This is a genomic window from Nitratireductor sp. XY-223 (assembly GCF_004959855.1).
Lineage (GTDB): Bacteria > Pseudomonadota > Alphaproteobacteria > Rhizobiales > Rhizobiaceae > Hoeflea_A.
Genome location: NZ_SPNT01000001.1, coordinates 486,910 through 500,717, shown reverse-complemented (window position 1 = coordinate 500,717; position 13,808 = coordinate 486,910). Strand labels below are relative to the sequence as shown.

At 63.7% G+C, this 13,808-nt stretch carries 15 protein-coding genes; 7 read left to right on the top strand and 8 right to left on the bottom strand.

Features of this window, described 5'->3' with window-relative positions; translation table 11 throughout:
- Positions 1–7 precede the first annotated feature (7 nt).
- Genes E4M07_RS02210 through E4M07_RS02185 form a run of 6 tightly spaced genes read left to right on the top strand, consistent with a single transcriptional unit; the run spans position 8 to position 5,146 of the window.
- Complete coding sequence (locus E4M07_RS02210) at positions 8–1,180, top strand: CoA transferase (RefSeq protein WP_136656648.1); 1,173 nt, start codon at positions 8–10, stop codon at positions 1,178–1,180.
- Entirely contained in the window at positions 1,177–1,953 is a 777-nt protein-coding gene (locus tag E4M07_RS02205; protein ID WP_136656647.1) for an enoyl-CoA hydratase-related protein, read from the top strand. The genes E4M07_RS02210 and E4M07_RS02205 overlap by 4 nt, the downstream gene beginning before the upstream one ends.
- A 15-nt stretch (positions 1,954–1,968) precedes the next feature.
- Positions 1,969–2,334, top strand: a complete 366-nt coding sequence (locus E4M07_RS02200; protein WP_136656646.1) for a ferredoxin family protein — start codon at positions 1,969–1,971, stop codon at positions 2,332–2,334.
- A complete protein-coding gene (locus E4M07_RS02195) occupies positions 2,335–3,213 on the top strand; it encodes a dihydrodipicolinate synthase family protein (protein WP_136656645.1) in 879 nt (292 codons plus the stop codon).
- Between the two features lie 35 nt (positions 3,214–3,248).
- Positions 3,249–4,685: an aldehyde dehydrogenase family protein gene (locus E4M07_RS02190; RefSeq protein WP_136656644.1), complete on the top strand. Its 1,437-nt coding sequence runs from the start codon at positions 3,249–3,251 to the stop codon at positions 4,683–4,685.
- The gene (locus E4M07_RS02185) at positions 4,685–5,146 is read left to right on the top strand and encodes a dCMP deaminase family protein (RefSeq protein WP_136656643.1); all 462 of its coding nucleotides are present in this window, start codon (positions 4,685–4,687) and stop codon (positions 5,144–5,146) included. Before E4M07_RS02190 ends, E4M07_RS02185 begins: the two co-directional genes overlap by 1 nt.
- Here the strand turns inward: E4M07_RS02185 and E4M07_RS02180 are convergent.
- From E4M07_RS02180 to E4M07_RS02150, 7 genes are all read right to left on the bottom strand, one after another.
- On the bottom strand, positions 5,128–5,877 hold the full coding sequence (locus tag E4M07_RS02180) for an ABC transporter ATP-binding protein (protein WP_136656642.1): 750 nt from the start codon (positions 5,875–5,877) through the stop codon (positions 5,128–5,130). The genes E4M07_RS02185 and E4M07_RS02180 overlap by 19 nt on opposite strands.
- 8 nt (positions 5,878–5,885) lie before the next feature.
- Positions 5,886–6,590, bottom strand: coding sequence for an ATP-binding cassette domain-containing protein (locus tag E4M07_RS02175; protein ID WP_136656641.1), 705 nt, complete (start codon positions 6,588–6,590; stop codon positions 5,886–5,888).
- On the bottom strand, positions 6,587–7,561 hold the full coding sequence (locus E4M07_RS02170; protein ID WP_136656640.1) for a branched-chain amino acid ABC transporter permease: 975 nt from the start codon (positions 7,559–7,561) through the stop codon (positions 6,587–6,589). The genes E4M07_RS02175 and E4M07_RS02170 overlap by 4 nt, the downstream gene beginning before the upstream one ends.
- The gene (locus tag E4M07_RS02165) at positions 7,562–8,434 is read right to left on the bottom strand and encodes a branched-chain amino acid ABC transporter permease (protein ID WP_136656639.1); all 873 of its coding nucleotides are present in this window, start codon (positions 8,432–8,434) and stop codon (positions 7,562–7,564) included. It abuts the gene before it with no gap.
- Positions 8,435–8,494: 60 nt separating this feature from the next.
- The gene (locus tag E4M07_RS02160) at positions 8,495–9,754 is read right to left on the bottom strand and encodes an ABC transporter substrate-binding protein (RefSeq protein WP_169054054.1); all 1,260 of its coding nucleotides are present in this window, start codon (positions 9,752–9,754) and stop codon (positions 8,495–8,497) included.
- A 62-nt stretch (positions 9,755–9,816) separates the two neighbouring features.
- Positions 9,817–10,854, bottom strand: a complete 1,038-nt coding sequence (locus E4M07_RS02155) for a phenylacetaldoxime dehydratase family protein (protein ID WP_136656637.1) — start codon at positions 10,852–10,854, stop codon at positions 9,817–9,819.
- Complete coding sequence (locus E4M07_RS02150) at positions 10,841–11,869, bottom strand: carbon-nitrogen hydrolase family protein (protein WP_136656636.1); 1,029 nt, start codon at positions 11,867–11,869, stop codon at positions 10,841–10,843. The genes E4M07_RS02155 and E4M07_RS02150 overlap by 14 nt, the downstream gene beginning before the upstream one ends.
- A 165-nt stretch (positions 11,870–12,034) precedes the next feature.
- Between E4M07_RS02150 and E4M07_RS02145 the strand changes: the two genes are divergently transcribed.
- Positions 12,035–13,003 (top strand): helix-turn-helix domain-containing protein, encoded by a 969-nt coding sequence (locus tag E4M07_RS02145; protein WP_169054053.1) that lies wholly within the window; start codon positions 12,035–12,037, stop codon positions 13,001–13,003.
- Here E4M07_RS02145 and otnI read toward each other — a convergent pair.
- Positions 13,000–13,767 carry a 2-oxo-tetronate isomerase gene (gene otnI, locus E4M07_RS02140; protein ID WP_136656634.1) on the bottom strand — a complete coding sequence of 256 codons (768 nt, stop codon included), beginning with the start codon at positions 13,765–13,767 and terminating at the stop codon, positions 13,000–13,002. The genes E4M07_RS02145 and otnI overlap by 4 nt on opposite strands.
- Between the last annotated feature and the right edge of the window lie 41 nt (positions 13,768–13,808).

Sequence of the window (13,808 nt, the reverse complement as noted above, 5' to 3'; positions counted from 1 at the left end):
AAGAACAATGACACAAACAGACACAATGCCCCTCGACGGCGTGCGCATCCTCGATTTCACGCAGGTGATGCTCGGCCCGTGCGCGACGCAGATGCTGGCCGATTTCGGCGCCGACGTCATCAAGATAGAACGACCGGGCGCCGGCGACCTCTCGCGCAACTTCTTCGGAGAGACCTCGGAAGCGGCGATGAACAACGCGGTATTCTCGTCGCTCAACCGCAACAAGCGCTCCATCGAGATCGACACCAAGTCGGAGGAAGGCAAGAACGCCATCTACGAACTGGTGAAGCACAGCGATGTGGTCGTCGACAATTTCCGCGCCGGCGTCATGGAAAGGCTCGGTTTCGGCTACGAGGACCTCAGGAAGATCAATCCTCGCATCATTTGCGCCTCGGGCACCGGTTTTGGCGAGAAGGGTCCCTACGCCCACAAGGGCGGACAGGACGTGCTCGCGCAGGCAATGAGCGGTGTCATGGAAAAAACCGCCGACCCGTCCGTTCCGCGCTCCATCTATCCGACCACCCTGTGTGACTACACCGCCGGGATGCACCTGGTTCAGGGCGTCCTGGCGGCACTTTTGATGCGCGAGAAGACCGGGGTCGGACAGAAGGTCGGCGTATCGCTCTACGATTCGATGATCGCGATGCAGATGCAGGAAGCGGCGCAATGGAGCAAGCACCGCGAGGTGCTCAACTGGGCGGCCATGCCGCTGACGGGCGTGTTCGACACCACCGACGGCGCCATCGTCCTTGTCGGCGCCTTCAAGGCCAACCCGCTGCGCGATATCTGCACGGCGCTCGGCATCGACGATATCTCGCCGCAATATCCGGACCTTGCCGCGCAGCGCAAGAACAAGCCCTATCTGCAGGAGCTTTTCCGCAAGCACTTCGCGACCAACACGACGGCCCACTGGCTCGAACGGCTTGAGGGTCAGGACCTGTTGTGCGCGCCGGTGCGCCCGCTGGGCGACGCGCTCGACGATCCGCAGACGGCGATCAACGATATGCTGGTCGATATCGACCATCCGGTGCTAGGGCCGCTCCGGCTTGTCGGATCGCCCGTCCACATGAGCGCCGCGCCCCTGACCGTTCGCCACACGCCGCCGCGGCTCGGCGAGCACACGGATGAGGTCCTCGGTGAATTCGGACTGCGTCCGGCCAAGGACAAGGTTGCAATATGAGCGTTGATTTTCAGATTACCGATTGCGTCGCCAGGATCACGATCAACCGCCCCGACCGAATGAACGCGGTCGATGCGCCGACGGAAGCCGAACTGGAGCGGATCTGGACCGAAATCGAGGCGAATGAAAGCATCCGCTGTGTCGTGCTGACCGGGAGCGGCGACCGTGCTTTTTGCGCCGGTGCGGATCTGAAATCTGACGAAGGCAAGTCTGGTCTGGACTACTGGTCATCGCGCAGCCCCAACTGCTTTGGCGGTATCGCCATGCGCCAAGGCTTGAGCGTGCCGGTCATCGCACGCGTCAATGGTCTGGCATTGGGGGGTGGTCTGGAGATGGTTCTTGGCTGCGATATCGTGATCGCGGCTGACACCGCCCGGTTTGGTCTCCCCGAGGCAAAGGTCGGCCGTGTGCCGCTTGATGGGGGCATGGTGATGCTGCAACGGATGATTCCCGAAAAAATTGCCGCCGGACTAATGATGACGGGTCGTCTGATGTCGGCAAGTGAGGCCGCCGCACATGGCCTGCTGAACTCGGTTGTGTCCGCCGACCAATTGGACGAGGAAGTCGACCGCTGGGTCGCCGATATCGTGGCCTGCGCGCCTCTTTCCATTGCGGCAATCAAGGCCACTATCAGGAAAACCTCCCATTTGGCCCCGCATGAAGCGTACGCACAGAGGCTACCCGAACTGGTTGCTGCACTGAACAGCGAGGACGGCGAGGAGGGCGTTGCGGCGTTCCGCGAGAAGCGTCCTCCGCAGTGGAAGGGCCGCTAGGGCAGTCAGAGCACCATGACGCTGATCATCAAAAGCGAGTGCATTGACGTCAAGGACGGCGAGTGCACCGCCGTGTGCCCGGTCGACTGCATCTATGAAGGCGCGCGCATGTACTACATCCACCCGGTCGAGTGCATCGAGTGCGGCCTTTGCGAAAGCGTCTGCCCGGTCGACGCCATCCGATGGGACGACGAAGTTGCCGCCGAAGACGAGATTTATGTTGCCATCAACCGGGAGTACTTCGAAGATGCCGTCACCGGGCTCGGCAGCCCGGGCGGCTGGAACTCCGATATGCCGGCCGACAAGGATCATCCGCTCGTTGCCGCCGCACCGCGAAACCCGCTGGCCGACACGGCGGCACAGAAAGAAAGTTCACGATAGATGCAAGGTGTCATTGCCGCCGTCCCCACGCCGATCGCGACCGGTGGAGAGCCGATCCGCGACCTTTTTATCGCCCATTGCCGCTGGGCGCTCGAAAACGGCTGCGACGGCCTCAACGTGCTGGGTTCGACCGGCGAGGCCAACTCGTTCGCCGCTTCCGCGCGGAAAACCGTCATGGCCTGGGCAGCCGAGGACCTGGACCGGTCCCGGCTTATGGTCGGAACCGGCACGCCCTCGCTCGCCGAAACAATTGATCTGACCGAGACAGCCGACGATCTCGGTTACGGCGTGGCACTCGTATTGCCGCCCTACTACTACAAGCCCGCCTCCGAAGACGGCCTGTTCGCCTGGTATGCAAGCCTGCACGAAGCGCTCGGGGATCGCCCGATCGCCGTCTATTTCTACAATTTTCCGCAAATGACGGGCATCAACCTGTCGGTTGCGCTGATCGAGCGGCTCAATGGCATGTGGCCCGATCGGTTTCGCGGCATCAAGGATTCGTCCGGCGACCTCTCCTATTGCCGCGAGCTGACCTCACGGCTGCCGGATCTCAAGGTGTTCCCAAGCTCCGAGGTGGCGCTCGGCGAGGCCGCCGCAAGCGGCTTTGCCGGCTGCATCTCGGCGACCGTCAACGAGGCTCCGCACCTTTCCGCACAGCTTTGGGAAAGCCGCGCCGAGCCTGATCCGGCACTTGTCGGCAAGATCGCCGACATCCGCGCCGCAGTCTCGGCCCAGCCGTTGATCCCGGCTGTCAAGTTCCTGGTCTCGCGCCGCACGGTCGAGACCCAATGGCGGCGCGTCCTGCCGCCCTTTTGCGAACTGGACGACGCGCAACACACTGTCCTGTCAGAGGCGATTGAGAAGCTCGAGGCGCTATGACAGTCTTAAACGAAACATCACGCTAGAGGATCAAAATGACCAAGCACGACAATCTGATCGGCGCCGACTGGATCAGCTTCGGCAACTATCAGGACAACATCAATCCGTCGGACGTATCGGATGTCATCGGCGCCTATTCCTATGGCGACAACGAGAGCGTCAATGCAGCGGTCGAAGCGGCCAAGGCCGCCTTGCCCGCCTGGCGGGATGCGACTCCGCAGGCCCGCCATGACGTTCTCGACGCGGTCGGCAATACCATTGCCGCACGCAAGGACGAAATCGGTCGGCTGCTTTCACGCGAAGAGGGCAAGACGCTGGCCGAAGGCATCGGCGAAACCATGCGCGCGGCACAGGTATTCAAGTTTTTCGCCGGTGAAGCGCTGCGCCAGTCGGGCGACCTGCAGGCATCGGTGCGCCCCGATATCGACATCGAGGTGACGCGCGAGCCGGTCGGCATCGTCGGCCTCATCACACCGTGGAACTTCCCCATCGCCATTCCCGCATGGAAGATCGCCCCGGCCCTTGCCTACGGCAACTGCGTCGTCCTCAAGCCGGCCGACCTGACGCCCGGCTGTGCGCACGTGATCGCCGGGATCCTCAACGAATGTGGCTGCCCCGCCGGTGTCTTCAATCTTGTCATGGGTCGCGGTTCGGTGGTCGGCGAGGCGCTGATCAGTCATCCCGATATCGCCGCAATCTCCTTCACCGGATCGGTGGCAACCGGCCAGCACATCGCCGAGACCTGCGGCCGGCTGCGCAAGAAGGTGCAGCTCGAAATGGGCGGCAAGAACCCCATGGTCGTGCTCGATGACGCCGATCTTTCGGTCGCGGTGCCGGCCTGCATCAACGGCACCTTCTTTTCCACCGGCCAGCGCTGCACGGCGTCGTCGCGGCTGATCGTCGAAGCTGGCATTCACGATGCCTTCGTCGACGAGATGACCCGTGCGATGAAGGCGCTCAATGTGGGCAACGCTCTTGACCAGGCGACCCAGATCGGACCGGTGGTCGACGCCAGGCAGCTCAACTCCAACCTCGAATATGTCGAGATCGCCAGGGGCGAGGCCGATGAGGTGATCGGCGGCGAGCGGCTCGAACTCGCCGACAACGGGTTCTACCAGGCCCCCGCTCTATTTGTCGGCACGCGCAACGACATGCGCATCAACCGCGAGGAAATCTTCGGGCCGTGCGGCTCGATCATCAAGGTCGCCGATTTCGACGAGGCCGTCGCAGTGGCCAATGACACGGATTTCGGACTGTCTGCCGGTATTTGCACGCAGAGCCTCAAACACGCCCGCGCCTTCAAGCGCAAGGCCGAGGCAGGCATGGTGATGGTCAACCTGCCGACCGCCGGTGTCGACTATCACGTGCCGTTCGGCGGCCGCAAGGGATCCTCCTTTGGCGCGCGCGAACAGGGCCGTTACGCGGTCGAGTTCTACACCACGGTCAAGACGTCCTACGTCTACGCGGGCTGATGGACGGGGCAAAAAAACAGAAATGGGATCGGCGGTTCATGGAACTTGCCGATCACGTTTCCACCTGGACGGAAGACCGGGACTTTTCCGTCGGCGCGGTGATCGTTGGTCCGGACCTCGAGGTCCGCTCCACCGGCTATAACGGCCTGCCGCGCGGCGTGAAGGCCGACGACGATGCCCGTTTCGACCGGGCCTCCGGGGAGAAGTTCTTCTGGTTCGAGCACGCCGAACGCAACGCCATCTACAACGCGGCGCGCATGGGAACCCCGGTTGACGGCTGCACCATCTACGTCAACCGTTATCCCTGCGCCGATTGCGCGAGAGCCATCATCCAGAGCGGCATTTCCACGGTTGTCTGCCCCCCGAAACCGGCCCATGACGGCGCGCTCGACCACAGTTTCGATGTCTCCGAGGTCATGCTGGCAGAGGCAGGCATCCACGTTCAGACCGACACGGCCTGACCCACCGCGGCGGGTTCGGATACGCCAAGATAGGCGCTGTGCAGGATTTCAGGGTCTGATTTCAGCCGGTCCGGCGAACCCTCATACTGGATTCTGCCCTGATTGATGACGTAGCACCGGTCGGAGATTTCCAGCGCCAGATGGGTGAACTGCTCGATCAGCATGATGCCGATCGGCCGCGCCTTGAGCGCAAGCACGACGTCGACGAGGCGCTCGATGATGACGGGCGCAAGACCAAGCGACATTTCGTCGATCAGCAGGAAGCGCGGCCGGCTCACCAGCGCCTGGGCCAATGCAACCATCTGCTGCTGCCCGCCGGACAGGGATCCCGCCGCCTGGCGGCTGAGCGGCCTGAGTTCGGGAAACACGCCATAGGCCTCGTCTTTCGACAGCTCCAGCTCCGCCGACGCCAGCGCGGCGCCGGCGGCGGCCAGATTGTCGTCGACGGTCAGGCCGGCAAGGACCTGATGTCCTTCCGGCACAGCGGCGACGCCGGCTTCGCGCACCTTCTGGGGCGCAAGGGCCGAGATATCCGCACCATTCACCGACACGCTGCCAGCTGTTTTCGGAATGACACCGGCGACGGCGAGCACCAGCTCGCTCTTGCCCGCGCCGTTCGGGCCGAGCAGCGAGACCACCTCCCCTGCGGCGACGGTCAGCGAAACGTTGTTGACGACGGTCTTGCCGCCGACCGCGACGGAAAGTGCCGAAACCGACAATGTGGAATTCATGCCACCTCCTACCGGCCGAGATAAGCCGCCTTCACCTGATCGTCCTGCAGGACCGTGCGGGTCGGCCCGAAGGCAATGAGCCGCCCGAAATCCAGCACCGCGGTCCTTCCGCACACAGCGCGGATGAGATCGACATCGTGGTCGATGAGCAGCACCTGCGCCCCGAAGCGCGGCCGGATTCCTTCAATCACGGCACGCAGCCGCGCCGTTTCGACTTCGGACAAGCCGCCGCCGGGCTCGTCCAGCAGAACGATCCTCGGCGCCGCCGCGAGGCAGCGCGCGATTTCTGTCATGCGCCGTTCGAACTGGTTGAGTTCCGCGCCCAGCGCCCCGGCCCGGCTGGTCAATCCGACATAGGCGAGCACGTCCCGAGTGGTCTTTTCACGTTCGTGCCGCGTACGCTGCCGCGCGTCGAGAACCACCTGCACGTGGTCTTCGACCCGCAGGTCATCGACGATCTGCACCTTCTGGAACGAGCGTGACAGACCCCAGCGCGCGCGCCGGTGCGGGCTGAGCGACAAAAGATCCGTTCCCTCGACCAGAACGCTTCCCGAGGACGGGCGGACAAAGCCGGAAAGGACGTTGACCAGGGTCGATTTGCCGGCGCCGTTCGGTCCGATGATGCCGGCGACGTCATCGCAGATGCGCAGCGAAACGCCGTCGAGGGCGCAAACACCGCCGAAATGCACGCTCAGGCCGGAAATCTCGATCATCGCGCGCTCCCGACCGATCCGAGCACACCCGATAGCTGCCCGGCAATGCCGCGCGGCGCCGTCATGAGCGCGTGAAGCAGCGCGGCGCCGAAGAGAACGAGCGATAAATCGGAGTCCAGCCCCCAGTCGTTGAGCAGCGCCGGCACGACCCTGTAGAGAATGCCGGCCAGGACCGCGCCCAGCCAGCCATAGACGCCGCCGACGACACAGAGCGCAAAGAGCAGGATGCTCTCGCCCGCCGCGAAGGAGCGCGCATCGAGGATATTAAGCGCCCCGGCGAGCAGTCCGCCAGCCAGTCCCGCCAGGAAGCCTGCGAGGCCGAAGGCCCAGACCTTGTACACGGTCACGTTGACGCCGGCGGCCATGGCATTGGCTTCCGACTGCCGGATCATCGCCCAGGCACGCCCCGGCCGGGCCCGCTCATGCCAGGCGGCGAACAACATGCCGAGGGCGGCGATACAGATCACGTAGCGCAGATAGGCCGTATCCCCCGCCGCGATCGCCGGCCTTCGCATCTCGCCCGGCGATTGCAGCGCGACACCCCAGAAGCCGCTGCCGCCATTGGGAAACTGAAAGGCCGTGAACAGGATCTGGAAGGCGCCCGCAGCCATCAGCGTGACGAGCGCGAGGTAAAGGCCCCGCATGCGCAGGGCCGGAAGCGCCAGCAGCATCCCGATCAGGGCGGTGACGCCGGCACCGGCGAGGAGAAGGACCTCGAACGGAAGCGACGTGGCGTAGTTCAACCGCAGGACAGTCCAGCCGCCGACGCCCACCAGGGCGACCTGCGCCAGGTTGACGAGACCCAGCCGCGCGTAGAGTACCGATGCGCCCCGCGCCGCCAGCGCGAAAATCGCCGCGGAAGTAAAGACTTTGACCCATATGGCGCCGGCGATCGCGGGCACCACGGTCAGGCACAGCAGCAGAAGGGTCAGAACCGGGAGGCCGTCCCGCAGCGGTTTCATGCGAACCATCTACCCCTCCCTCGCGAAGGTCAGGGTTTCCTTGCGCTGCATCCAAAGGATCACCAGGGCCGCAAGCAGAAACGGTGTCATGGAACGCAGCGGCGCAAGCGGCTTGACGAGGGTCAGCATCGCTTCGCAGACCCCGATGGCCAGTCCCCCCGCAAAGGTCAGGGGCAAGGAATTCAGGCGCCCGCAAACAGCGGCCGCGATCGCCGGAATGACCGTGAAGGTGATAACCGTCGGGTCGAGCCGTACCAGGTCTCCGAACATCAGGCCGGTAAACCCGGCCAGCGCGCCGGACAGCGCCCAGGCCGCGGTCTCGACCCTGAAGACCGGTATGCCGATAAGCGCGGAATGGTCGCGATTGTCGGCAAGCGCCCGCATGTGAAGGCCGGTGCGGGTCTTGTCGAGATAAAGAACTGCCCCAATCAGGATCGCAATGCTTCCGAAGAAGGCGATCATCCGGGTCACCGTGATCTTCATGCCGAGCAACCGCACGCCCATCTTGTCGGTGGGAAGCACGAGCTTGCGCGCCGCATCGTCCCAAAGAAATGAGACGACCCCGAGGATGATCAGCGCGAAACCCAGCGTCGCGACCGCCTTGACGGCCGGCTCGCGCCAGGCCAGCCCCGGGGCGACGACCATCCCGTATAGCAGCGACAGGGCCGTCCCCGTCACAAGGGCCGAGAGCCAGGCCGCCGGCCCCGGAAAGTCCCACTGCCCGAACTGCCAGCAGACCATGGCCGCGGCCGCCGCGATCGCACCGTAGGCGAAATTGAGCACGCCGGTCGCCCGCCGCAGGACAACGAGGCCGATGCCGCCCAACGCGTAGAGCGAACCGACCGCAAGTCCGGAAATAAGGAAAAGACCGTAGATCTTCATTTGTGATCGCCGAAGTAGGAGGCGCCGCGTCGGCCGGGAACGGCAACGCGGCGCGCTATGTTACTGTGTCAGGCCGAGCTGGCGTTCCTGCTCGCGGATCGGATCGAGATAGGACGATTCGATATCGTAGCACTCGCGAACCACGTCGAACCGGCCGTCGCGGAACACCACCATGCGCCCGGCGTGATTGGGCATGTGCCGGTCGAAGTCGCCAACATAATACGGCCCGCACAGAAGGTCCGACGTCTTGCCGGAAATGCTCTTGATCGCCTCCGTCACCGATGCGCGGTCGATGGAGCCCGGATCCATTTCGAGCAGCGCCTCGACAAAGAATTTCGCCGATACGTATCCGGACTGCGAGAACGTGTCCCGCCTGTCGTCTTCCCGGCCATAGGCATCCATAACGGCGTTCCAGTTCCGGTTGTCCGGGCCGTCGGAATCGAAGGGCGCCAGTTCGATATTGACGTAGAGACTGTCGTTCCAGTAGTCGCCGAGGGCGCCGGGAACCGTCGGATCATAGAGCGGTGTGGGTGAAACCCATTTGAACATGTCGCGCCCGTCCTGCTCTTCCGCGACCTTCAGGATGCCGAGCGCCGGACCCGCCGGCAGCATGAGAAGGATGGTATCGACACCTTCGGCCAGGGCCTGCAGGTAGACGGAATTGAGATCGACCGCGGCCGGATCCATAAGCAGGGCCGTGGATTTCCTGCCCTGCGATTCCATGTATTTGCCCATCCAGTCGCAGGCCCATCCGCCGTTGTTCGGGATGTTGAAGCCGATGCAGGCCGCGTGCTCCGTCCCCAGCTCCTCGATGGCGAACTTCAGCGCACCGATGCCGGAAGGCAGCGGCCCCTGGTTTGTGGATACGATATTGGCGTTCTCGTAACAGTCCGATATGGCGCAGGCCGATGCCATCGCCATGACATTTTCGTCCTTGTAGAGCTTGGCATTGACCGCCATCGAGACCACCGATCCGTTGCCGACCAGCGCCACGACGCCGCGGTCCTTCACCAGTTTGGTGGCCACCTGCGCGGCCAGTTCCGGGTTCCACTGATCGTTCTCGACGATGTATTCGATGGGCCGGCCATGGATGCCGCCATTGTCGTTGACACATTTGAAATAGGCGGCCGCCGCGTCGGTGCCGCCGGAAAAATCGCCGGGCGGCGCATTGCCGTTGATCCCGCCGACAACGATCGGCTCGCCGGTCGCCTTCTCGCCATTGTCCAGGCCGCAAGCCGGTTCCGCGGCACCGGCCGCCGGCTGCAGGGCAAACAGCGCAAGCGCTGCAGCGCCTCCGAGTCCCAAAAGTCTCAGGTTCATAGTCTCCTCCATCATGGTTGCGGCGCGGCGGGGCCATTGACCCTCGCGCCGCGTCTTGCGCATCAGGCAGGCTCAGCCGCCTGCATGGCGATTCCTCCGAGAAACCCGGTGCCCGGGCTGCAACGCACATACTCTGCCACCTGCCTGCCGGCGGGCAGAACCGACACCTCGTGCCAGAGCCGCAACTGCAGCGCCGGTCCGTATTTCGGTGCGATTTCCAGGAACTTGTTGAAGATCGCCAGATGCGTCGGGTGGTGCTCGGCCCAGGCCTCGAGATCCGCCATGGTACGGAAATAGGCGAGCCCGAAACTGCGTTCGGCATCGGCAAAGCCGTCATCCAGCTCGCGCATGTAGCGGCAGGAATAGCAGCCGACCTCGGCGCCGTTGTCCCGGAGGAAACGCATGCCCGCATCCAGGACAGGCTCGATCTGCTCGAGATATTCCTCGCGCTGGACGCCTTCGGTCAGGGTCCAGTCCTGGCCCGAGCGGATGATGCACAGGTTCTCGTGCGCTTCGACGGATATGCGCTCGCCATCCTCCTCGACGACGCGGATCGGCCCGCCCGCCTCCAGGGCATCGTCCGCAGACAGCGGTATGCGGTCGCGCATCCCGCCCCAGTACATGTGACGGTCCACCGGCCCTTCGAGGGAGACGCGCTTCTGGCTCATGCCGTGATCGTGCTCCGGTCCGGAAAACAGCGTCTCGGATCGCTCCAGCGGTATGTTCACCATCTCGCGGAAGACACCGTGTTCGCCGGCCTCGGCATGCTTGCTCCAGAAAGCGCCGAAACGGTCCGACCCCGCCCACCGGGCCGAGTCTTCAGGATTTAGCCAATAGAGGATCCCGACCGTCTGCTGCCTGCCGTCCGCATCGGAACTGCGGGCGAAGTCGACGATATCCGCGCCTGTGGCCGCCTGCTTCAGATCGCTCAGGAAGCCCGCTACGTCCTGGTCTTCGTTGTGCTGGCAACCGATCACCGACATGGAAACGGAATGGACGCCCTCGTCGAAGACCGACATCCAGGCCGGCACCGGCGGGTTCCAGCCCGGAGGCATCCGCAAGGGATACGTCCGGGCGTCCTGGGAGTTATTCTGCTGCATCCTTGACATCCTCCGCCTCGGCCGCGCTGACGCCCTCTTCGATCTCCGCGGCCAGCTTGGTGCCTTCCTCGAAGGCCATCACCGGCGGATTGGCGCGGCGGTTGAACATCAGCCTGAGCACGTCGGGCCGTGAATAGTGACCGACCGGATCGGCGGCCGCCTTGGCATAGGCGATGGCCGCGAGGTCGATTTCGGCGATCAGGAGCCCCTCTTCGTTCTCACCGAGCGGCTCGCCGATGGGCGCGCCGTCCGGACCGAAAATGCGGGCAAAGCCGCCGCCGGGCTGCAGAAATTGCTGCTTGTCGGGCGTATCGCACAGGAGTTCGTACATCTCCTGGGAGACGGTGGCCGAGGACGCAATGACGAAGCACTGGCCTTCCGCCGCATACATCTGGCTCGCCGATGTGTTGAGTTCCGGCCCGAGTGCGTAGGCCGCGCCGCGGTAAAGGCTGAAGCTGGGCCAGGACGCGATATGGATCTGCTCGTGCTGCGAATACATCGCATATTTGGTCAGCGGCTGCAGGTGTTCCCAGCAGCACAGCGCGCCGACACGGCCGATTTCCGTGTCGTGGACGGTGATATCGCTGCCGTCGCCCTCGCCGAACACGGTGCGTTCCACATGGGTCGGCTTGAGCTTGCGGCGCCGGGCGATGATTTCGCCGTCCGATCCGATGATCCACTGACCCATGTAGAGGCTGCCGCCGGCGCGTTCCGAAACGCCCAGGACAACTTGCGTGCCGTTACGCCGCGCGGCTTCGCGAAGCGCCTCTTCGTGCTCGCTGCCGGCCTCGATCGAGTTGTCGAAGTACCGCCCGACGAACTGCATGCCCCAGGCCGGGGCGCCGAGCCAGATCCACCACGGATAGCCCGGAATCCAGGTTTCGGGAAAGGCGATCAGCTTGACGTCCTTGGAACCGGCCTCGTCGATGAGGGCGATCGCCTTCTCCACCGCTTTGTCGAGATCCAGGAACGCCGGCGCGGCCTGCACGGCCGCCACTTTGAACGGTTGCGACATGACACTCCTCCCGTCGCTTTGCATTGACACTGGAGGAAGTATCGCACCGGCCCGCGTGGCTCGGCTTTGGCGTATGGGCGGAAAAACTTGTCAATTTGAGCGGAAAAACGTCTATAATTGCGAAAAAACGTGCGCAAAGACGCTTCGTCGGGAGGACAATCGGACTTGGCTCACCACTACCGGACAAGAGACGTTCGGCCGCACGAACGCTTTTCCTACTGGCGCGAGGCGGTGTGCGAAGCCTATGTCCAACTGGGCTGCGAAGGCGGCGACCGGGAGGATTTTTCCGGCGGCATCGGGGTCGAGCACTATCCCAATCTGTCCATTTCGAATGTCTATGGCATGGCGCACGAAGTCTACCGGCGCAGGAAGGACATCGCCCGCGCCGATGACGAGTATTTCCTGCTCAGCATGCAGATGAAGGAGATTTCCTTCGTCGCCCAGAACGGCCATGTCGCCGAGCTCGAGCCGGGGGACCTTGCGCTTTACAGCAGCACGGATCCCTACCAGCTCACACTCACCGACAATTTCAGCCAGATGGTGGTGCAACTGCCGAAGAACCGGCTGCTCGCCCGTTTGCCAAACGCCGATATGCTGACGGGAAGGCGCATCAGCGGCAGCAGCGAGGTCGGCCGCCTCGTCGGCGAGAACATCGTCAATTTCTCGCGGCTGATCTCCGATGGCGGCGAAGTGATGCAGAGCGTCGTCCAGGACGTCCTCATCGACCTGATCGCCACCGGACTGGCATCCCTTGACGACAGCAAGGTCGAGATGTCGCTGCCCGAACAGCACATATTGCTGCGCGCGCGCAGCTACATACAGGCCAACCTGACCGATCCTGCCATGGACCGCAATTCAGTCGCGGCTTCGGTCGGACTGTCGGTGCGGCGGCTAAACGAGCTCTTTTCCAAGGAAGGCACCTCCGTCGCCGGTTTCATCCGGTCGGCAAGGCTGCAGCGGGCGGCGCAGGATCTGGCGGATCCGCGGTATTCCGGCCAGTCGATCAGCGAAATCGCCATGCGGTGGGGCTTTTACAACTTCCAGCACTTCTCGAAACTGTTTCGCACGCATTTCGGCCACGCGCCGAGCGACTACCGCACGCTCCGGGCCGGTCCGGAGCGCCTGCGTCACTAGTCACCCATCCAGCCAAGCCCTGCGGTCGTTCCGGCCCGTGGACGGTATTCGCAGCCAACCCAGCCGTCATAGCCAAGCGCATCGATCTTTTGGAAAACGCGTGGATAGTTCAACTCGCCCTCGTCCGGCTCGTGACGGTCCGGAACGCCGGCGATCTGGATATGCCGGATCAGCGGCATGTGGCGTTCGAGGCTGTGCAGGACATCGCCGTGCATGATCTGGTGGTGATAGACATCGAACTGCAGGCCGGCATTCGTACTATCCAGTTCGGCTAGTATATCGGCGGCGAGCTCTGTCGATGACAGGAAATAGCCGGGCATGTCGCGCTGGTTGATCGGTTCGATGGTCATCTCGAGCCCCGCCTCTCCCAGGCGGTCGGCGGCAAACCGCAGGTTTTCCAGAAAGGTCGAGCGTGCCACACCGAAAGAGATCTTGCCCCGGTTCCCGGCCATAACATGAAGCCGTTTCGCACCCGTCGCCTCAGCATAGCGGATCGCTGTGTCGACGGATGCACGGAATTCGGTCCCGCGCCCGGGATCGCAGGCCAAGCCGCGCTCGCCCCGCTCCCAGTCGCCCGGCGGCAGGTTGAAGACGCTGATGGAAAGCCCACTATCTTGGACGGCCTGCCTGAGCGAGGCGACCGGATAGGCGTATGGAAACATGAACTCCACGGCCTCGAACCCTGCATCGCGTGCCGCGGCAAAGCGCTCCAGGAAGCGGTGTTCGTCGAACATCATCGAGATATTGGCTGAAAAACGCGGCATGGGTGCAATCCGATCGGTCCGGCTTGCTTTTTAGCGGTATC